This window comes from Saprospiraceae bacterium, from assembly GCA_016713025.1.
GTDB lineage: Bacteria > Bacteroidota > Bacteroidia > Chitinophagales > Saprospiraceae > OLB9.
This window is the reverse complement of the sequence record JADJPZ010000003.1, coordinates 488,938-512,094: the sequence shown is the minus strand read 5'-3', so window position 1 is coordinate 512,094 and position 23,157 is coordinate 488,938. Positions and strand designations below refer to the sequence as shown.

Annotated in this window: 12 protein-coding genes and 1 pseudogene; 6 read left to right on the top strand and 7 right to left on the bottom strand. The window is 37.7% G+C overall.

The features are described from left to right. Positions 1–232: 232 nt before the first annotated feature. Together IPK35_05025 and IPK35_05020 are read right to left on the bottom strand one after the other, a co-directional pair. Positions 233–1,449 (bottom strand): annotated as a pseudogene (locus IPK35_05025) (NAD(P)/FAD-dependent oxidoreductase). Between the two features lie 2,203 nt (positions 1,450–3,652). Further along, positions 3,653–4,324, bottom strand: coding sequence for an arylesterase (locus tag IPK35_05020; protein ID MBK8052647.1), 672 nt, complete (start codon positions 4,322–4,324; stop codon positions 3,653–3,655). 246 nt (positions 4,325–4,570) lie between these two features. Between IPK35_05020 and IPK35_05015 the strand changes: the two genes are divergently transcribed. Together IPK35_05015 and IPK35_05010 are read left to right on the top strand one after the other, a co-directional pair. Continuing rightward, the gene (locus IPK35_05015) at positions 4,571–5,263 is read left to right on the top strand and encodes an ABC transporter ATP-binding protein (protein MBK8052646.1); all 693 of its coding nucleotides are present in this window, start codon (positions 4,571–4,573) and stop codon (positions 5,261–5,263) included. Positions 5,264–5,343: 80 nt separating this feature from the next. Next, on the top strand, positions 5,344–7,800 hold the full coding sequence (locus IPK35_05010) for an FtsX-like permease family protein (protein MBK8052645.1): 2,457 nt from the start codon (positions 5,344–5,346) through the stop codon (positions 7,798–7,800). A gap of 347 nt (positions 7,801–8,147) precedes the next feature. Here the strand turns inward: IPK35_05010 and IPK35_05005 are convergent, their stop codons facing one another. The 4 genes from IPK35_05005 to IPK35_04990 form a co-directional block, all read right to left on the bottom strand. Next, on the bottom strand, positions 8,148–8,684 hold the full coding sequence (locus IPK35_05005) for a nucleotidyltransferase family protein (GenBank protein ID MBK8052644.1): 537 nt from the start codon (positions 8,682–8,684) through the stop codon (positions 8,148–8,150). A gap of 86 nt (positions 8,685–8,770) precedes the next feature. Beyond that, positions 8,771–9,559 carry a PhzF family phenazine biosynthesis protein gene (locus tag IPK35_05000; GenBank protein MBK8052643.1) on the bottom strand — a complete coding sequence of 263 codons (789 nt, stop codon included), beginning with the start codon at positions 9,557–9,559 and terminating at the stop codon, positions 8,771–8,773. Between the two features lie 82 nt (positions 9,560–9,641). Continuing rightward, on the bottom strand, positions 9,642–12,353 hold the full coding sequence (locus IPK35_04995) for an AAA family ATPase (GenBank protein ID MBK8052642.1): 2,712 nt from the start codon (positions 12,351–12,353) through the stop codon (positions 9,642–9,644). Between the two features lie 414 nt (positions 12,354–12,767). Then, the gene (locus IPK35_04990; GenBank protein MBK8052641.1) at positions 12,768–14,744 is read right to left on the bottom strand and encodes a S9 family peptidase; all 1,977 of its coding nucleotides are present in this window, start codon (positions 14,742–14,744) and stop codon (positions 12,768–12,770) included. 501 nt (positions 14,745–15,245) lie between these two features. Here IPK35_04990 and IPK35_04985 point away from each other — a divergent pair. The 3 genes from IPK35_04985 (at position 15,246) to IPK35_04975 (ending at position 18,143) form a co-directional block, all read left to right on the top strand. Next, entirely contained in the window at positions 15,246–17,321 is a 2,076-nt protein-coding gene (locus IPK35_04985; protein MBK8052640.1) for a S9 family peptidase, read from the top strand. Positions 17,322–17,461: 140 nt separating this feature from the next. Beyond that, on the top strand, positions 17,462–17,953 hold the full coding sequence (locus IPK35_04980) for a hypothetical protein (GenBank protein ID MBK8052639.1): 492 nt from the start codon (positions 17,462–17,464) through the stop codon (positions 17,951–17,953). After that, positions 17,943–18,143, top strand: a complete 201-nt coding sequence (locus IPK35_04975; protein MBK8052638.1) for a helix-turn-helix transcriptional regulator — start codon at positions 17,943–17,945, stop codon at positions 18,141–18,143. Before IPK35_04980 ends, IPK35_04975 begins: the two co-directional genes overlap by 11 nt. An 11-nt stretch (positions 18,144–18,154) precedes the next feature. On the opposite strand, the gene IPK35_04970 is transcribed toward IPK35_04975, so the two are convergent. Further along, the gene (locus tag IPK35_04970; protein ID MBK8052637.1) at positions 18,155–19,498 is read right to left on the bottom strand and encodes an amidohydrolase family protein; all 1,344 of its coding nucleotides are present in this window, start codon (positions 19,496–19,498) and stop codon (positions 18,155–18,157) included. A gap of 156 nt (positions 19,499–19,654) precedes the next feature. Here IPK35_04970 and IPK35_04965 point away from each other — a divergent pair, with 156 nt between their 5' ends. Next, entirely contained in the window at positions 19,655–23,152 is a 3,498-nt protein-coding gene (locus IPK35_04965; protein ID MBK8052636.1) for a hypothetical protein, read from the top strand. The last annotated feature ends 5 nt before the right edge of the window (positions 23,153–23,157 follow it).

Genomic DNA, 23,157 nt, shown 5'->3' with positions numbered 1-23,157 from the left:
ACTCTTAATTCAAATAAAGAAAAATCCTTGGTTTAACTTGGTGACTTTGTGCCTTGGTGGCAAAGATTTTAACGTTGTGTGGTAGGGTTGTTGCTCCCACACATTTTCTCTCCAGGCTTAAAATGGAAGGAGTGATCTCTTTCTTTGATTTTTAATGAATTCAGCTATTAATTTCAGAAATTTTAGACGTCTAATTATTTATCTGCGGGTTTTTATGTTACTTATTTATTATTCACGCATTCTCAGCTATAGTCATACCAGCAATATATCCACCCGTCCATGCTGCTTGGAAGTTGAATCCCCCTGTAACAGCATCTATATTGATCACTTCACCTGCCATAAATAGGCCAGGATGTTTTTTGCTTTCAAAGGTCTTGAAGTTTATCTGATGTAAGGCTACTCCACCGGCTGTAACAAATTCTTCCTTAAAAGTCGTTTTGCCTTTGACAGGAAATGGGCATTTTTTGAGTTGAGTGACGATATCTGACATCTCATTTTTTGTAAGTGATGCCCAATTTTTCTCCTTATCTTTAAGTACTGATTCTAAAAGAAACTGCCAAAGCCTAGCAGGTAGGCCAAAAAGGTGATTGGCGGTGACTTTTTTCTTTGCCATTGTTTCTCTGAGCTCGGTGATGTCATCGATCTTTATATTAGGTACCCAATCTACATAAGCCGTAAAATCATAATTTCTTTCTGCCAGTACTGTTGCGCCCCAAGCAGACGCTTTCAGCACTGCAGGACCACTTAGTCCCCAATGTGTGATGAGCAATGGGCCATCAGTGCATATTTTTGAATTTTCTATGGATACATGTGTGTTTTTTACAACCAAACCCATCAATTTACTAATAGGGTGGCCAGGTAGATTGAAAGTAAATAAGGATGGACATGGCGGTATGATCTCATATCCATGTTGCGCCAGCATATTCCATACAAAAGGACTACTTCCTGTGGCAAACATTAACATTTTAGTAGTATAATTCACACTTTCTGTTACGACTTCATACTTATAGGCTTTGGTGTCATTATAGTTAAATGCCTTAACTTTAGCATTTCTAATGATCTGGATTTGATACTTTTCGGCCAAATGCAAAAAACATTGGATAATAGTATCAGAACTATTGGATACTGGAAACATACATCCATCTGGCTCTGTATATAATTTTACTCCATGCTCCTCAAACCAATTCACAGTATCTTGCGCTCCAAAAATGTGAAATGGTCCTAATAGTTCTCTCTGACCACGTGGATAATAAGTAGTTAATAATCGCGGGTCAAAACAATGATGAGTGACATTACATCTACCACTACCAGATATTCTGACTTTATTGAGCACTTCTTTGGATTGCTCTAAAATAGTAACTTTTGATTCAGGTTTTTTATTTTAGCATTAATTGCTGCAAAAAAACCTGCAGCTCCGCCACCTACTATGATGATATCTTGTGCAACCATAGGCGTAAAGGTATGGGGTGTATTCCATTTTTTCATTCAATTGTTATAAAAATCCAGCATTGACCACAAGATATTCCAATCCCATGCTAGCGCAAGTTTCAGTCTCATAAAGCCCGATACATGCCATTTGTGCTCCTTTTCTCTTAGTTTTTGCTTTTTAATCAAAAATATTTCAAGCACACAACTACAAGCACCAATCATATCACATTGATATACAATATATATATATATAATGAATATATATAAAAATATTCACCAAAATCCTTGCTCTATAATATTATTCCCCTTAAATTTACATCAATTATCATAGGTCATGATATGATACTATTGTGAAATGAAAAGAGACCGATGATAAAAAATTGCACCCGTTGAGAGAATTAAGTTTAGAAGATTGAAGATGATATTTTGATCATTTTTGATGGTTTTTTTGGATGATGCTGTCGCAGTTTCAGTTGTGTAGTATCATATCAAAAAATCAATTGTGCTCAGTAGTTTGTGCTGCTGCTATACACGTATCGTTGCTGATGGCTCAGAAGTGCAGTCATCTATTACTCTATTTTTTCAACGGATTGCAAAAATTTAAGACGTCCTGATACATATAGTACCACGGTACTATATCTCAGGAATAAACAAACAAAAAAATACAGGAAAGTCAGAAGAAATTTTGAAAGATGCCGGTATGGCTTGATATTTTGTCCTATCTTGCGATAGATGACAAAAAGAGAGCCTGCATTTTTGCTACGAGGAGCTGTGGTGACTGAATGGTCTCGCCATAGGTGGGAATCGAGTAAAATGCTTTACTCGATAATGAAGGAACTGCGAAAGCCGCCCATCCAATCAAAGGCTTGATTGGTTTCTTTCATTAAATCGTGATTTCTATCACGATTTTGCTTCGCATCATTCAGTCCGGCTCGCAGCAAATACTAAATCTTTCTTAGAGCATTTAAGGTTAATTTTTGAAAATCAGACACTGTCCTGTGGTGTATTTTAGTTTATCGTTCCAGTCGCATCATATGATGCCGAAACACACTTGTGTCAAAACGAGCCAGTGTTATGGTAAGTGTTGAATGACGGATCAATTATAGGTAGATTTTTCTTTTGATCAAGGCGAGGGTTCCCGACCTTAGCAGTAACTAAGGAAGGGGTTCATCAACGAAGAGCAAATGGAAAAGATACAATAAGTCATCTGTCAATTTAACCTTAACATTACACTTGTCCAGGGAGAGGTCGTACTATGCATCACGCAGTATGGATTATACCTGCTCGTAGCCAAGTCAGTACCCGATCATAGCGGAGTAAATCAAGAGAGACGCTATAGGGACAGAAAGCGCACAGTGTGGAGTAACTCATGGGTGTAGGAAGGAATGGTTGTGGACCTTAGCAAAAAAGAATTTAGAAATTATTTGTTAAATGAAAAAAAATTAGAGACGAGGGGCAAAAATTGTTTGTTAGGGCTAGGATCTGCGTATGGATGTTGTGGCAACTATAGTGGGTGTTGTTGGATGTGGACTTATACATGTTTCGCCCATGATCTTGAATGTATATGCTGCTCAAAATGGCATTGTGGCTGGGCATGTCAAAGTGATTGTACAGGGCATTAAATAGTAAAATTATTCAATTAGGCATGCTTAAATGCCTAATTGAATCAAATTAAAAATTAAATTAATATGAAAAATAAAATTAAACTTGTTTTATTAATATTGTTTCCTTTTTACAGTTTTGTAAGTTGGATCTACGTCTATAATTATCATAATTTTGATCAAATATCAAAAGTAAAATTATTTGAAAATAATTTTTTTTTAGGACTAGATAGCAGTTTAATTTCAATATTATCCATTTCATTTTTGCTATTTGCATTAATTATATTAATGAAACAAATATATGTAAAGCAAATTAATATGTTAAATATTCTCCTTCTTTTACTAATTCTGTTTTTGCTATTTTATAATATTTGGTCAATACTCTAATAAATTGGAGAAAACTTGTTGTTCATGATGTAATTGGAGCAGTAGCTAGGGCCGCAGGTGCACTGGTGCACTGGTGCAGAAAAGGATAAAATAATAAAATAACCACACCTACAAATGAGATAAGTAAAGTACTAGCCTTTTACTCATCTCATTCTATTTAATTCCAAAAAAGCTCAATAAAATTTTATAATTTTATTTGGTAGAAAAATAACGTCCCACAATTATTAAGTAAGTATTCAATTATTTACTAAACCCTCCAGCACCTCCCAAACATTATCCCTCACGATCTTTTGCCCTTCAACATTGGGATGTTTTCCATCTGCCAGATTGAGTGATGGGATAGCAGCTACATCCTTCAGCAGAAATGGGATGAGTGCAGCGTTGTATTGCTTGGCCAGGCGAGGAAATATCGCTGCAAACTGCCGGGTATAATCATTGCCCATATTAGGCGGTGCCTGCATTCCTGCCAGCATCAGCTTAACATCCGGATACGTACTCTTTACTTTGTCGAGGATAGCTTTCAGGTTGGATTCAGTGGCCTTCAGGTCAAGTCCGCGGAGTACATCATTGGCGCCCAGTTCCAGGACAAAGATATCCACCTTTTGTTTGAGTACCCACTCTATGCGATTCAGGCCTACTGATGTTGTTTCTCCGCTCAATCCTGCATTGACCACAAGATATGCCAATCCCAGGCTGTCGATGCATTGCTGTATCAGTGCCGGAAATGATTGCTCTTCATCCAGTCCATATCCGGCAGTGAGGCTGTTGCCAAAAAAGAGAATCGTTTTTTTATCTGCCTGCTTTGCCTCTTCAGCGACAGATGGCGTGTTTTGGTCATTATTTTCGGCTTTACTGTCAACTTGTACACTACTTTCTTGTTTAGACTTGCATCCTTGTATGGTTAGCATTATGATGATCATTAATACCCAAAACTTCTTTAGGAATGTAAGCCATATTCTCGATTTTTTGTTTATTGTTATAATACCAAAATTTAGTGCATTGCTGTGATTTTTAAAGAAGTCTCCCTTCCATTTTAAGGGAAGGGTCGGGGATGAGTAAAATCGAGACGATGTTTTTGACACTGGATATATACTGATCATTTTTATGTATGTGTTTGTTTCAATTTAACCAAGTAATCAGAAAAGAGTTTATTTATGTCGGTAATTTTAAAGGTGGACAACCTCAATATGAACTATCAAAGTGGCGGAAAGTCATTATCTGTGCTTCAATCTATCAATATCGAAGTGCATGAAGGAGAGACGGTATCCATCACCGGTCCTTCTGGAAGCGGTAAAACGACCCTAATGGGTCTGTGCGCTGCACTTGACAATCCTTCTTCCGGAGAAATCACCATCCTGGGAAATAAAATCAGCCCACTTTCTGAAGATCAGCGGGCGGTGCTGAGAAATAAGTATGTTGGCTTCATCTTCCAGAATTTTCAGTTGCTACCCAGTCTGACAGCACTTGAAAACGTGATGCTGCCCCTTGAAATGCAAGGTATATACACCGCTCACAAAGATGCAGAAGACCTGCTCAAACGGGTTGGACTTGGCGACAGGGTGACGCATTATCCATCTCAGCTCTCCGGTGGCGAACAACAACGTGTGGCATTAGCCAGGGCATTTATCAATAAACCAAAGATACTTTTTGCTGACGAACCGACAGGTAATCTCGATGGTGACACCGGAGAGACCATAGAAAAACTGATGTTTGACCTGAACAAAGATTATGGTACTACTTTGATCATCGTCACCCACAATCAGGACCTGGCTGCCAAAACCAAAAGAACCATACAGCTAAAATCAGGGCACGTAGTTTCAGATCACTTAAACGAGGTTCCTGCCTGAGCATAATGAGCAGATTTACATTTTTACTCAAAACGGCATTAAGAGACAGCAGAAAAAACAGGGCTAAGCTTGTCCTGTTTATGTCATCCATCGTACTGGGGGTTGCTGCCCTCGTGGCTATCAATTCATTCAATTACAACCTGCGCAATGAAATCGACCGCGAAGCTGCTACACTGTTAGGTGCCGATCTTGCAGCATCCACCAATAAAGTTGCAGAACCCGAAATCCTGAACATCCTTGACTCCCTGCCGGGAGAAAAAGCGCGCGAGATGGAACTGCTTTCCATGTCCTATATTCCCAAAACGGATGAAACACAGTTTGTGCGACTGAAAGCGCTGGAAGGCGATTTTCCATTTTATGGCAAGATCAAAACGGACCCGGTCGATGCAGCTAAAATGTACAAAAACGGCCCTTATGCTCTTGTCGACGAAAGCCTGATGCTGCAGCACAGCTTAGCCACAGGTGACTCTATAAAGCTGGGAAATATGATGTTTTCGATCGCAGGAAAATTGAGCGGAGCCATAGGAAGTATCGGTGCGGCGTCTGCAGTAGCACCTGCCATCTACCTTTCCATTGAGTCATTGGATAGTACCGGTCTGGTACAACCCGGCAGCTTAGTCAATTATGCCTATTACTACAAAGTGCCGCAGGGTTTTGATGTAGAAAAATGGAAATCATCCAGAAAAAAACTGTTCCGTTCTGAAAGTCTGCGCGTAGAAACCATCGAAGATCGCAAGGAAAATCTCAATCAGGCATTCGGTTTTCTGAACAACTTTTTAAACCTTATTGCCGTGGTGGCACTGCTTTTAGGCTGTATAGGCGTGGCGTCCAGTGTATTTATTTACGTAAAATCAAAATACAACTCCATAGCACTGCTAAGGTGCATCGGGATGAAGTCAGATGATGCATTTCTGGTTTATTTTATTCAGATCATGTCATTGGGTTTGCTGGCAGTCATTTCTGGTGTGATAGCAGGCGTAGCCATACAAAGTTTACTGCCTTTGATTCTGAAAGACTTTTTGCCTGTTCAGGTCAATATGCGTATTTCGCCAACTGCAATATCGGAAGGCTTCGCTATAGGGCTGGTGGTGACATCTTTGTTTTCATTGATCCCACTGGTAAATATCCGATCTGTAAGCCCGCTTAGAATTCTCAGATCTTCGGTGGAAGAAGGAGCTGCATCATTCAGCATGATAAAAATCGGGCTGTATCTCTTAATCTTAGTGGCGCTGACCTTATTTATGTGGTTGCTTACCGGCTCATTGATTACAGGTGCACTTTTTGTGGTGGGCATTCTGTTGGCATATTTTATTCTTTCTGGCATTTCTGTATTGGTCACCAGCTCTTTGAGAAAAATGATACCGGAAAAAGCCGGATTTATTTTGAAACAAGGTATGTCCAATCTGTTCAGACCCGACAATCAGACGCAGACCATCATGGTTACTATAGGTATGGGTACTGCAGTTTTGACGACAATGATCATCCTTCAAAGTTTGTTGCTTAACAACGTTTCCCTGATGGACGAGGGTAAACAACCGAATATGATCCTTTATGGTATTGAAACCAATCAAATGAAAGATCTCAAGGCCATAACCACCAAATATAATCTGCCCGTCATTCAGGAAGTCCCGATCGTCACTATGAAAATAGATGGCTGGAAAGGAAAGACCAAAGCCCAATGGATGGCTGACAGCACCATGAACTCAAAAAGATGGGCAGCCAACAGAGAAGCGCGGGTAACCTATCGGGACACGATTTCAGAAGATGAAAAATTGGTAAGTGGTGATCTGAGAAAATATCGTGGTGGCAATGATAGTATTTTTGTTTCATTGGGTACCACGTTTGCTGAAGCACTGGATGTAAATCTCGGTGATGAAGTAGTTTTTAATGTTCAGGGTACAAGAATCGTGACTTATGTAGGTAGTCTGAGAGAGATAGAGTTCCGTAATTTGTCCACCAGATTTTTTATAGTATTTCCATCAGGTTTATTAGAGCAGGCCCCACAGTTTCAGGTGTTGGTCACCAAAGCTCCTGACAACAAAACCATCTCTGCATACCGCGGAGAAGTCGTAAAAACGTTTCCAAACATATCAGTAGTCGATCTCACCACTATCCTTGAATCAGTCAATGACATCCTTCAGAAAGTGGCATTTATCATCCGGTTTATGGCGATATTCAGTTTGCTTACAGGTATGATTGTATTGATTAGTTCACTTCTGCTCAGTAAATACCAAAGGCTGAAAGAGAGTATTCTTTTGCGGACCATCGGAGCCACAAAATCCCAGATTCTGAAGATCAATATGACTGAATATACCATACTTGGATCACTTTCAGCCGGAACCGGGATAGTAATCGCGATTCTGGCAGCCTTTATTCTTACAAAATTTCAGTTAAAATTAGACTTTGTAATAGACTGGATACCCGTGATAGCTGTATTTCTGATGGTAGTAATAGTGACTGTGGTCACGGGTATGTTCAATAGCCGTAGTGTTGTCAGTAGCCCACCGTTGGAAGTACTGAGGAAGGAAGAAGGTTAATTTTGGTATCTAAATTTTTTATGAGCTATCGATGACATAAAAACCGGCATCTAACAGGGTTGGATTAATTCTACTTTGTCACCTTCAAAAAAGTAAGTCTATTGCACTTTCATCAAAATGTCATCAACCGGAAACCTGATATTTTTTCATAGTTAAAGATAAATGTATAGGTAAATTAGGGTCACAATTGTTGGGTTAACCCAACAGTTTTCCAATCAATTGGAGAGTCAGTATAATTTGACAAAGAATTAAAAGGTAAACCTCTATATGAAGTCTGTCCCTTGTTAGGGAAAGATTTAGATAGGGTAAAAACAGCGAAAAAATCCTTATCTAAACGACATTGAAATTTATAATAACAGTTTATAATCATCTTCAGTATCTATATCAATGCTACCATCCGGAAATGACACATGTGCAACTTTGTCAGGATTGTTTTTAATAATACTGCGTGCACCATTTTTTTCTTTAAGGGCACAAATTGAAGCAAACAAAGACTTATCAAACAGCACTGGCGGTCCGGATGCTTTGCCATACTGGCATTGTACGATTTCTTTAGATGAAAGATGATAGGTTTTTATCATCTCATTTAGTATTTCAGCACTCAAAAATGGCTGGTCACACATCAGGATAATGGCAGCATCAGCCTCCGGTGCTTCTGATACGAGACGTTTTATACCGCATACAATGGATGTAGTCATGCCTTCCTGCCATGATTCATTATATTCGAAATAAAGGTCACCAATAACGGTCACTTCAATGATTTTATCATGATATGCCCCTGTCACGATCACCACCGGATCTACTTTTAATGTTTTTACAACGTCAAGAGTATGCTGGAGAAGAGTAGTGCCTCCAAACTGTAACAATTGTTTAGGTCTTCCCAACCGAGATGATGCACCTGCTGCGAGGATGATGATTCCTATATTTTTTGATGATGTTTTGATATGAATGGCTTATTTCAAAATGAAAACTACACAATAAAAATTTCTCCTTTTAGGTATAATTTTGCTTTCCCACTTATTTCAACTCTATCATGGAGGTAAGTGCATTTCAGGTAGCCGCCGCGACTAGAAAGTTGTAAAGCTGTCATTTCATTTTTATTCAGTTTTGCTGACCAATACGGTGTTAGTGATGTATGTGCGGATCCCGTAACAGGGTCTTCATTGACGCCTGATTGCGGGGCAAAAAATCTGGAGACAAAATCTGAATGTTTTCCCGCCGCTGTTACTATAACTCCACGAACCGGCCATTGTTGAATAGTAGTGTAATCCGGCATTAACTGAAGAATTTGATCTTCATTATCATAGATCAACATGTAATCTGTCTTACCTTTGTATACTGCAACAGGACTGATATTGAATCCTAAGGTGATGTCAGATGTCAGCTCCATTTGATGTATCTCATCAGTTGGGAAATTCAGAGTAAGCAAATTGTCATTCTTTTTAACAGAAAGGGGACCGCTTCGTTCTGAATAAAAATGAATAATATCCCCTGAGAAACCTTGATGCCAAAACAATACGAAAGCAGCTGCCAGTGTAGCATGTCCGCACAGATCAACTTCCACCTCAGGTGTAAACCATCTGATATCAAAATTGTCCCCGTTTTTGACATAAAAGACTGTTTCTGACAGATTGTTTTCTGCGGCAATCTTTTGCATAAGGTCATCATCCAGCCATTTGTTAAGTGGGCACACTGCAGCCGGATTTCCTGCAAATATCTTGTCAGTAAATGCATCTACCTGATATATTTTCTGGGTCATATCACTAAGTTATGGAGCAAAGATAGTCAATACTACAGTGTTTCCTTCAGCCACTTAAAAAACTCCCGTTGAATTTCATACTTTATAAGTACAATACTTTTGGTTTTCCTTTTCTGGAATAATCAAATTTCATTGCTTTTCTGAAAATTTCAGCCATATAGTATTCTCCTTCATGGAGTTTTACTACACCATTTTCTATTAAAATATCTATGTCCTTTTCTGTAAAACTGTTTAAATCTTCTTTCTTGCAAGGAAATTTAAGAACAGACGACTGATCTTCTAATTTATTTAATACCTTTTTCAACGGCTCATTTTCAACTTTAACCTCTTCCAATTTTTCTCTTCCTACCTCATCAATTGCTTTTTTAATTTCTGAAGGAAACAACAATCTATCAGGATAAATTGCTTTATTAGGTGCATTATTCAGAGATTTTTCGGAAGAATAATGTAAAAATCTAACAATATCACGAGATTGAATCTGTTTATTTAAATTAGCAAGAGCTCCTAATACCCACTTGTCAGTGTAAGCTTCATTTGAACTGTCTTTTGCCATGCGCATCCCCCAAAGTTTGTATAAATTTTGAATCAACTTTTCTTCACTTGCATGTGACAATTCTACAGACCAATTTTCAATAGTACTTTGATTAAAAATTTCGTACTGATTTAGAATCCAGTGAATAAGCTTTAATGCTTCATCTTTTACCCATTTTAACTCAAAGTCTTGGTATCTGGCTAAAAACTGACCTGAATTTTGGGTAATTGAAGAAGTTACTAAGTCTCTTCTAATGAATACAATTACACCTAAATATTTTGTAGATTGGGTGGCAAGCCAATTGGGTACATCTTGTAGTAAAGCTGCTGTAGAAACTTGCTGTTTTTTTTCTGTGTTAAAATCTTTAAACAAGTCTTCTAAACCATCAAAAATACTTACAATTTGAATTTTATTTGACTTGATGTATTCAAGAAAATCTAAAATTACATTTGCTTTACCTATTTTAAAACCAGCTGCCCAAGCAATATAATCGAGCCATTTTGTTCTCCATTCACTTACTGTGAATTCTTGTTGAAGTGATTTTTCAATATCGGGTCTAATTACATCCAACCAAATATTTTTATTACTTAAGTCATTATCATTAATAGCCTGTAAGCTTTCCGGGATTTTAGACCATGTATTTTGATTTGTAAAATTAGAAGGAATAGTTATTGGCAAAATTATTCCCGAATCATTTTGCTTAACATTCAATATTTTGTCAACAAATTTACTCCAATATTTTAAGAAAAAAATTTGAGAAAATAAAAATGTTTTACCAGAGCCTTTTGCACCCACAACTACTGCAATAGGCAAATCACTTTTAAATGTTGTAGCAATGTTTTTTATGGAAGTGTTAATAAAAAAATCACTAGAAGTCGAAGTTTCAGCAAATTTTTCTTTATCAGTAATTTCCTTTAACTTTTTTAAACTTCCTTCCCAATCTTTAACATCTACATGGACAGTTGGATTATTAAATGCAAATTTAGCTATACCTTCGTCTAATTGACTTCTTTCGATTAGCTCTCTAACTTCATTCCAATCATTTGGGAGTGATTTTAAACTATCGTATTCTTTTGTAAATATTGTAACCGGGCTTAATACAGACCCTAAAATTTGATTTGGAGTTAAGTCTTGGTATGAATCACTACTTTCCAAATCATCCATGTTTAAAAAAGCATCTTTGTATGAATCCCTGATCAATCCAAGGTGACCATTATTTGAATAAGAATCAGACCAATTTTCCTCATATTCTTTCACAATGTTGGTAGGTATCTGCGAAAAAATGAGCATCGGTAGTATCTCTTTTCCTTTTTCTAAATTAAGCTCTTGTCTAAAGTTTGAAAGACTTTTAAACATCATATTTGTTCCTAAGAGAGCCTGGCTCGCTAATGTAGTAACAAATACTTTTTGAATATTCGGATCAAAAAACCAAGGGGCGCCTAATTCTGACAATCCCGCCCTTAAGTCCAAAACAACATAGTCCACTTGCAATTTAGCACCTAAATCAGATACTAATTTTGACATCACAAATGGATCATTGTCAAACTGCACAATATTTTCAGGAGTAATATCCAGAAATGGAATTTTTTCTTCCAGATTTCTGAATGCTGGTAAAACATATAGTTTATCAACTTTCTCCTTTTCTAGGACTTGGCTGGCCAAATCAATTACACTTTCCTTATCATTACTACCATGATACATAGCCAGAATATCTGCAAAAGATATATCGCAGTTTGAAAAAATCCATGAAATTCCAGGAGCTTCAAAATCCGCATCAATTAAGAGTACCTTCTTATTGGATTTAATTAAATGAATTGCAAAAGCCAAGGCATGAAGCGTTCGACCAACACCACCTTTGAATGAATGAAAAGCATATAGATTTGGAGTTTCATTATTTCTAGAGACTGGTTCTGAATTTATTGTACTCCAAACAAATGAATAACTTGATAAAATGGGTTTTACCAAATTCTGTTCAATATCGTCTTCATTTTCAACCTCTTCTAAATAAACATCAAATTTAATTCCTCCTTCCAATTCAATAAAAGGTGGATCTGAATTTTCAGTAAATCTTAACTTAAAAATTTCATTCAAATCTTTTATTACTTTTGCTTTATTAGGTTTTCCATAATATGAAATATTTAAGCCATCCCAATATGCATGATAATTTACATCTTTGAGTATAGTACTTTTTGATTTATCGCTATAAAAATTTTGAATTTGGGATTGAACATCTATCCAAGTATATAATAAATTATTATTCATTTTAAATTAAATTTATGACAACAGAATTAACTTGTTTAATGTACGTAAGTTGACTATTTTCTATGTTTAAAGGTAAATTCACTCCGTATCTCAGCCTCTCATGAAATTCGTGAATGGGATAATTAACACCACTTAGTGCAACCACTGGACGAGTATTATTTGGTATTGCACATTCTTTTGATAATTTAGATAGATTATGCCCAAAATTCTTAGCTAAACGGCTTGTAAAAATCGGCAAACTATTTTTTTTAAGATATAAACTCTTTAATGCACATTCTGTACTATAAAACCATAACAGCTTTGCAGACAATGTGTTACTATTCTGAGCAGTTTTTTTGTGCTAAATTGCACTCCTTTTTAATTGAAATCTTGTAGGATCAATCGACATATTTAATAGTTAATTTTTATTATTCTTTACTTCAAAGTCTCATCTAGCCACTTAAAAAATTCCCTTTGCCAGACTATACTGTTTTGGGGTTTGACAACCCAGTGGTTCTCATCAGGCAAATAGAGGAATTTACTTTTTATTCCTTTGATCTGTGCTGCAGTAAAGGCTTCCATACTTTGACCATCTGATACCCTGTAGTCTTTACCTCCCTGGATGATGTATATAGGTGTATTCCATTTGTGTACATGATTTACAGGATTAAATGAAGTGTAGGACTTATTGGGAATTTCATTGGTCACAGGGATTTCACCTATCATACTTACATCAGTTTTCTTTTCCCAGTATGGTCCTCCCAGATCATAATTGACAAAAAACATTTCTTCTGTGGTGCCATACATACTTACTGTATTGAAAATACCATCATGAGCTATAAAAGTTTTAAATCTATTTTTGTGTGTTCCTGCCATATAAAATACAGAGTAACCACCATAACTTGCACCTACTGCCCCTAACCTGTTCTTGTCCACAAAAGGTTCCTTTGCCATGTGGTCTATTGCGCTGTACAAGTCACTGATATTCTGTCCGCCCCAATCTTTACTGATTTGTTTATTCCATTTTACCCCGTGGCCTGGCATACCGCGTCTGTTGGGAGCGACTACTATATAGCCTTGGCTTGCCATAAGATGGAGATTCCATCTGTAAGAGTAGAACTGTGTCAATGCCGATTGTGGTCCTCCCTGGCAATATAGCAGTGCCGGATATTTTTTCTTTGGATCAAAATCCGGAGGGTAGACTACCCACACCAGCATATTTTTATTATCTGTGGTCATGACCATCCTTCTTTCGGTACGACATGCTCCGATATTGCTGTATAGTTCCCGATTGACATCGGTCAGTTGGATCCAGGTTTTGTTGCTTAGATTGAAGCTGTATATTTCAGCTGCCCTGTTCATACTCAGTCTTGAAACTATCAACAAATCCCCTGATAGTCCGATGATATTATTTACATCCCAGTCACCTTTGGTTATTTGAGTCACTACAGGAAGTTTTTTGGTCATACCCGGAAAATCGACACTAAAAACTTGTAATGTACCATCAACTGCCGCAATAAAATATAAATTTTTCCCATCTGCTGCCCATATAAAACTATTGACTGATTCATCCCATCGGGCGGTCAGATTGGTTGTGATACCATTGGAAATCACTTTTATATCATTTTTATCGGCTTCAAAGCCATCTGTCTTCATGCTGAGATAAGCCAGATCACCATTGACAGAATATAACGGGTATGTGTCATATCCTTTGTTGTCAGCCGTGAGGTTGATCGTTTTACCAGTACTGATATCATACTGGTAGATGTCAGTGTTGGTGCTTTGTGCAGCTTTTGTACCCGAAAGTTTTTTGCTTACGTAAATGATACTTTTATTGTCAGGGCTCCAGATATAGTCTTCATCACCACCAAATGGTTTTTGAGGGCTATGATAAGCTTCCCCTTTCATGATATCTGTGTAAGTAGAGTCGGGTGCATCGACCGGTCCGAATATCACATGATTGAATTCGCCATAATTCCAGGTATCCCAGTGTCTGTAATCCAGTGCTGTGTATATTTGTGCTGTGGACTTTTTCAGTTCAGGATGAAAGTCATATCCGTGTACAGGCTCAACCTTGACGGGCTTGTGGGTAATCTTAAATTTTCCATCGGGAGAAATATTTTTATCGCTCAAACCTGCATTGGTTAGATTGATTTCCGCTGCTTGGCCTCCGCTCACCGGGACTGTATATGTCTTTGAACTGAATTTATTATCTTCGACCGAAGGAGTACTCACTCTGAAAATAACATTTTTACCATCTTTGGATATTCCTGTACCTGAAACCCTCTGTACCTTCCAAAGCAGCTCCGGGGTCATGGCTTGTTTTTTAGCAGGCTCCTGCCCGGATAAAATCTGAAATGAGATATTGACAAAGAAAAGAATCAAAATAGATGAAAAAAAACTTGCTCTCATAAGTTTTTGGTTTTTATTTTTTATTTTTATAAACATGTGTGAAAAGCGATTTGACAGTCTACTGCAAATATAGAAACCCTTAGACTTTATTGTCTTTTTAGGATGTACATATTTTCGTTCAAAATAGAAAATTGATCAGAAATCGCCATTTCAGGTTTATACTTCTTCGACAGGGATCATTAATTTAGTACTGAAAACTATATAGTATAGTGCAATTTTGGGATACATACGGCTTGTTTCTTACGAATGACAAGTAAGCTGCGAAATTCTTAAACGGAGGCATTCACTTCTATTTTGTTATATGCACTTTAGAATTATAGAGCTCGTTATGCTTTAGATTTTGTTTAAATTTGGATTTTGGCATCATATTTTAATTCTCAAGGCATGAGTATAAATTCATTAGTTAAATATGTTTTGGATTTTTTGGTCATTTTTGATATAAAGTTTTGATAAAATTATTTTTAAATGACCCATATTTGCTGATAAATAATAACTTCAAAAATGAAAAGTATTTGTATTCCCGTTTTTTTTCTAGTCACCACGCTCACGACATTTGCTCAGTTGAATGTATCTGTTCCATTTGAAAAATGGATCAGTCTCAAGCAAGCAGGAGGTACAATAATATCTCCCGATGGAAAAAACGTTATTTATAATGTCACCAGTACCAATTGGAGTGACAATAGCTATGATACCGAGATATGGTTGAGCAGAAATGGCCAGCAACCGTTTCAACTGACCAGAACAACAAAAGGCAGTAGCAGTGCAGGATCATTTAGCCCGGATAGCAGATGGGTGAGTTTTCTTGCAGACCGAGGCAATAAAAACCAGTTATTTCTGATTTCTGTGGATGGAGGAGAGGCATTTCCGATTACAGATGAAGAGAATGGAATAACATCATACAAATGGAATCCTAATGGAGACAAATTTGCATTTACAAAAACAGAATCTGATTCAAAAAAGGATAAAGGAATGCTGTCCAGATATGGTGCTTTTAGTATCGAAGGTGAAGAATATAAATTGAGTCATCTTTGGGTTTTAAATTTCAATCTGGACTCTGTACTAAATGCGGGGTTATTGCCTTGCTATAATTCAAAATCTGACAGCCTTAGATCCAATAAAACAACACCATGCTTCAACATGCCCAAAGCAATGCGATTGACCGAAGGTGATTTTACTGTATCCGGCTTTGACTGGAGCCCCGATGGCAAACAAATCGCTTTCAACCGTCAGCCCAATCCTTTGATCAATGCTTCCATCCACTCTGATATTGCTATATTAAACATCGGAAATAAAGAAGTAAAGACTATTATTAAAAATATGGGAGGCGACTTTTTCCAGAATTGGAGCCCTGACGGGAAATCTGTGCTTTATACAAGTACATTAAATGATACCATATCGCATTATTACAAAAATAATAGAGTATTTATCTTTAATCTGGAAGAAGGTAAATCAAAGGAAATTCTTACTAATGTTGATGAAAATAAGTCGATTTATGACTGGAATCCATCAGGTATCATCTATGGGAGAAATGTGAAGATGAAAAATAAAGTATTCATATATGACCCAATGTCTGATACCACCCAAGAGTTGGAGACCGGTATGGATCTGCCGGGAACAGTATCTTCAAGTAAAGACGGTAGTCTGATAGCAATCAGTGGACGGAATTTCGACCAGCTCAATGAAATATGGTATGGAAAAAAATCAGAAAAGTTAATAACTGTTACAAATATGACTGCTCAAATCAAAGACTGGAAAGTGCCAAAGAGTGAGATCATCAGCTGGAAAAGCAAAGACGGTGCTGAAATTGAAGGAGTATTGATTAAGCCTGGAGACTATGACTCTAAAAAGAAATATCCTCTTTTGATGGTGATCCATGGGGGTCCCACAGGCATCGACAGACCGGAGCCAACTCCCGGAGGTGTGTACCCTATCAGTCAGTGGTGTGAAAAAGGAGCACTTGTACTCAGAGTCAACTATAGAGGCAGCGCAGGTTACGGAGAAAAATTCAGATCTCTCAACGTTCGAAATCTGGGTGTAGGAGACATGTGGGATGTTATGAGTGGGATTGACCACCTCAATAGCAAAGGTATGATTGATACCTCCAGAATGGGATGTATGGGCTGGAGTCAGGGCGGCTACATTTCCGCTTTTCTTACTACCAATACCAACCGATTCAAAGCCATTTCAGTCGGCGCAGGTATATCCAACTGGGTCACTTACTATGTAAACACTGACATCACTCCGTTTACAAGGCAATATCTGCAAGCCACACCCTGGTCTGACATGAATGTATATTTGAAAACTTCACCCATGACAAACATCAATAAAGCATCTACGCCAACATTGATTCAGCATGGAGAATTCGATCGAAGAGTACCTATACCCAATGCCTATGAATTGTATCGTGGACTACAGGACAGGAATATACCTTCAAAACTAATAGTGTACAAAGGATTTGGGCATGGTATCAATAAGCCCAAAGAAAGACTGGCAGCTATCTGGCACAACTGGCAGTGGTTCAATCATTTTGTTTTTGGTGAAAAAATGGAGGAACTGCCGGTTGAAGAGTATGACTAACAATAGATATTTTGACAATTCAATAATGTTTGATAATTGACAAAATGTATTTTATTATAAATATTTTGTAAATTATACTTGACATAATGTAAATTATAGTATATATTTGTGTTTCATTTCATCATCTAAAAAAATGTATTATGAACACAAATTTGTTATTGCCCAATTTCTGTAAAAAAATTGGTTGGGTATTGTTTTTTCCATCGTTTATTCTCGGTGTATTTGTTCTGTTTTTTGATTTTGAGTTAAACTGGTTGGGAAGTAAAGTTTTCACTATCTATGCCAGCGATGGATTAAAATTATTCAATAAAGGGGACATTGGTTTTTTTAAATTCATTACAGGGAATTACACCCAAACTATTGCTGGTGTTATGTGTCTGATTTCGTTAATGATGGTTGCTTTTTCCAGAGAAAAAATCGAAGACGAATTCATATGGAGAACAAGGATGGATTCACTGCTTTGGGCTACTTACATCAATTATTTTATTCTTATCTTTTGTTTTCTATTTATTTTTGGCGCTGAGTTTCTGTATATCATGATATTCAATATGTTTACCATATTGATAATTTTTATTTGCAGATTCAACTTTAAATTGTATCAAGAACGCAAACAAATGAGCTATGAAAAATAATCTAAGAGTAGAAAGAGCCATAAAAAATATTACTCAGGATGAGCTTGCCAAAACCATAGGGGTATCAAGACAGGCCATCAATTCGATTGAAGCAGGAAAATACGTTCCGTCAACGCTGCTGGCGTTAAAACTTTCAGGGTACTTTGGAAAATCAGTCAATGAAATTTTTATGCTGGAAGAAGGCGATTGATCATTAGGATATCACGGCATAATACCTTTGACTACTTTCCCATGTTTCATGACCATGTCCACATTTTGTAGTAGTGAAACATATCTGAGTACATCGCCTTTGACCGTAATAATGTCTGCGTATTTGCCTTCGCTGATGGTGCCATACCTGTCATCTACACCCATCATTTTGGCAGGCCAATATGTAGCAGCCTTAATGGCGTAGTTAGCATCCATTTTAAACTCGTTGACCCAGACATCGAGTTCGTTCCATGTGCTTTGGCAGTGAAATTTCATAGGTATGCCACTATCTGTGCCAATCAAAAGCACGACTCCGGCATCTTTTAGTTGTTTCACTTTTTTCTCAAGTGTGGGTTTCCTGATGGGAGTGAGCTGAAAATATGGCATACGACCGGGATATCTGATGGAAGATTCGATATCGTCGATAATATCTTTTGGTAATCCAAGGTGCCAACAATCATTGTCTAATTTTTCAGGATTATCCCTGACGTATTCATAGTTGTACAATCCTTCGACCGTAGGAGTCCAGTAAAGAGGTCCTTTATTCATCTGAGCAGTTCTTTCTTTGATTTGCTGAAGTATGTCTTCAGGATATTCGGGAGCTGAGCTTAAGCCAGTATGTTCAAAACAATCTACTCCGGCTTTCAGTCCTATCCTTATCTCTTCAGGTCTGTGGCTGTGTGCTATGACAGTGAGATTGCGCTTGTGTGCCTGATCTACAATGGCTTTGACTTCTTCATATTTCATCTCATCATGATCTATGAGTTTGATACAATCCACTCCGGCATCTGCGAGTTTGTTGACTTTGGCGATAGCATCCGCGGCACCATTGATACCCCATCTGAATTTTTCGGTGCCTGGGTATGGTTTATGCTGCAGAAAAGGTCCCGACATATACATCGTTGGTCCAGGTATTTCACCTTTGTTGATTCTGTTTCTGACATTGATACTGGCTTCAAGTGGTGCACCAAGGTCTCTGGCACTGGTGATACCAGCCATGAGCAATTGATGCGCAGAAGATGGCATGATGATTTTTTCAAATTTATCTATATAAGTAGAATCCCAGTGTGTATAATTACTGTGACCATTGATCATAAGGTGCACATGCATATCCCAAAGCCCGGGCAATACTGACATACCTTCTGTAGAAATCACCTGATATCCATCCGGCACCTGTAGATTGCCCTGATGACCAACGGCGGTGATTTTTTCGCCATCAATGAGGATGACACTGTTATGGATTGGTTGACCACCAAAACCATCGATAAGTGTTCCACCTACCATTGCTTTTTTTTGCGCAAACACTGAAAACGACATAAAAACCATAAACCCTATTAGGCAACTTCCAACTTTCATTTTAAATTATTTGTTGGTCAAATATATAAATTTTATAATTAATATTATCCACTTTTTGGGTTCAAAATATTATCAGTATTTGTAATTCTAAAATTTTTAAACCGAAATCAAACCAAAATGAGTAATTTTTAGCCCTTGTTTTTCGTATTATTGTTGATGGTTATTAGAATTTGGTTATTGGGATTGTTTTTGATGTTATATTGTTTGATTGTAACAGGTCAGAACAGTACAGGCAATCCATTGAAATTAAAAGTGCTCACGGTCAAGGATTGTTCTGTAAAATTGGACAACTTTACACTTCTTCCCCACAGTTTGGTGATTACTATTGGTGAAGATACACTATCTCAATTTGTTATTGACAATCATACCATTATTTTTTCTGATAGCATATGTAAAAGTATTATTAACCGAAGTGTTGCTTTCAGGTATAGGACATTTGCTTTTGACATCGGCAAACCATTTTTTATGATAGACACTTCTCAATTGAAATATCAGGAAAGAGCCATCGGAGAGGTATTTGAGTACAAACCAACTGACGGGAAAAATGCATTGGTAGATTCCAAAGGCCTGGATTACAGAGGAAGTTTTTCAAGGGGAATATCCATTGGTAATAGTCAAAGTCTCGTGATCAATTCCAACTTTGATATGCAACTCATAGGTGATCTGGGCAACGGGCTCAAAGTAGTCGCGGCCATATCAGACGAAAATCTCCCCATTCAGGCACAAGGTAATACCCAACAACTGCAGGAGTTTGACAAAGTATTCATTCAAGTAAGTAAAAACAAAACTTCACTTACAGCCGGAGATTATGAATTGAGAAAACCTGACAGTTATTTTATGAATTATTTCAAAAAACTCAAAGGTATCACTCTTGCTTCTACATACAATGTGAGTGACAAAACCGAAGCTTTTTCAAAAGGAAGTTTTGCCATATCTCGTGGTAAATTTTCCCGTCAGAGCATTCCTACCAAAGAAGGCAACCAAGGTCCTTACAGACTTCAGGGTAACAATGGCGAAAGATTTATCATCGTCCTAGCAGGTACAGAAAGGGTATTTTTTAACGGAATTTTATTGACCCGAGGATTTGATTATGACTATGTGATAGACTACAATAGGGCAGAGATCGCATTTTCGCCTACGAGAATCATAGCCAGGGATAGCAGGGTGATCATTGATTTTGAATATACCGATATCAACTATCTGAGATCTCTTTATGCTGCAGAGACGTCATTCAAAGGCGAGAGATGGAAAGCCGGAATTCAGATATATTCAGAGCAAGACAGCAAAAATGTCACAGGTGACCAGCAATTGGACTCTATTGATATTCGCATCCTGGAGTCGAGTGGTGATGACTTTGCCAAATCAGTCAGAAAAAGTTTGAGAGTAGTGGCACCAGAGGAAAAAACTGATTTGACACGCATCTTATATCGAGGAGAAGCCGATCCGATTGATCCGGCAAATCTCATCCTCTATTTTACAGAAAATTTGGACAGTGCCAAATATACAGCTGTGTTTTCTGAAGTAGGCGTAGGAAAAGGAGATTATGTAATAGACAATACCAAAAATAAAAATGGCAGGGTATATCTGTATGCAGGCAAAGGCAAGGGTACCTATCTGCCTGTCATACAACTCATTCCACCTGAAAAAAAACAACTTATCACAGCCAATGCCGCTTACAAAATAACAAACAATACTGATGTGTTTGCAGAACTGGCGCTCAGTAATCTGGACATCAATCGCCGATCTTCCCTTGACAATAATGACAATACGGGATTGGCCAGCAATGTCAGGTTTTCTCATTCAGGAAGACTGGATAGTGCCGGTATATGGAATATCAAAGCAAATCTGAATCATGAATATCTCCACCAACACTTCAATGCACTGAATCCGTACAGGCCTCCAGAGTTTTCCAGAGACTGGAATATCAGTTTGATCACTTCAAAAGCAGCTGAAAATCTCCTGATGTCCCATGTACAACTTACTGGCAAATCCGGCTTGGGTCTCGAATATGGGTACAACAGGTATGAAAAGGGTAATCTGTATGCGGGCACCAAACACGAAGGTACAATAAGGTATCAAGTTGCAAGGTTTACAGCCAGGGCGTTTAGCAATTTTCTTAATTCATCTTCATCATTCCTTGATCAGGCTACCAGATTTCAGAGGCCCAACATCACTGCAAGCTACAAGCTTTTTAAAAATAAGTCCTGGACCATTGGCACTGAATATGATGGTGAATCCAATACATTGAAAGGTTTCAGGACAGATACATTAAAAAAGGCTAGCTATGCTTACAATTTTCTTAAAGGGTATATCGCAAGTGACATTTCAAAGGACTTTTCCATCAAAGTAGCTTATAGTTCCCGAAACGATTATTTTGCAAAAACAGATCAACTCCAGAAAGCGTCCAATGCAAAGGAATTAGAACTGGCTGGAAAATGGTTGGCTTCGGCTGCTTCAGACTTATCATGGAGTATCACAGGCAGGGATCTTTCTATTACAGACCAGGGCCTATTGCCCAATGATAAAAGTAAAAAGACCATTCTCGGAAGATTGGATTATGTTTTTGCTGCCATAAATCAAGGTATCAGATCGACTACTACATACAATACAAGTTCAGGTCAGGAACCAAGAATAGAGTATATATTCCGCAAGGTTGAGAATGGTCAGGGCGACTTTTTCCTGATCAACGAAAGCGAAAATCCTAATCTCAGCAATGTTCAGGATTTCAGATATGACCCTACCAATCCTTTGTCAAACTACATCCGTTTATCTCTGACAAACAATGAGTTTATCAGAACAAACAATCTCGAATTGAATCAAAGCTTAACCATAGATCCGTCCAAGTTTAAGACACTAAAAGAAGGTGTAAAACTGTCAAAGACATATAAGTTTCTTTCGAGATTTTCATCGTTATCCAATTTCAGAATTACTAAAAAACAAATGGACAATATCGCGAGTCCTTTGACATCCTACATTGACTTTTCTATCAGGGACACTTCTTTAGTGGCTTATAATGCACTGAATACCAATACCATATTCTTCAATAAAGGCAATGTAAAATATGACATTCAGCTTGGCAACAGAAACAATCAAAACCGTATCATTCAGGTAAGCGGACGTGAGGACAGAGGATTGGACGAATTGTTTCTTCGCACCAGATTCAATCTCAGAAATAATACAGACTTCTTTTTACATATCGAAAAGTCATATAAAACATATCAGTCAGAAGCTTTTGGTGATCGTAATCTCAAAATTGATGTCATCCGTATCAGGCCTGAAGTCAGTATCCGCCCATCTCAAAATATGCGAGTGATGGCGAAGTACAGCTTTCAGAAAAAAAATCAAACCATCCTCACCATGGATCAGGCAAATATCCATGATATAACATCTGAATATACAATCAGAAAAGCCAATCAGTATAGTCTAGATATGTCCCTCAGCTATGTAAGTATTAATTTTACCGGCATCGCCAACTCACCCATCGAGTACGATATGCTCGAAGGCCTCAAAAATGGCAAAAACTATCTCTGGAATGTGGTATATACCAAAAGAATAGCAAAAAATATCGACCTTACCATCAACTACGAAGGCCGTAAGACCGGCATCTCACCTGTAGTCAATGTAGGAAGGGCTCAGGTGAAGGCTACGTTTTAACACAT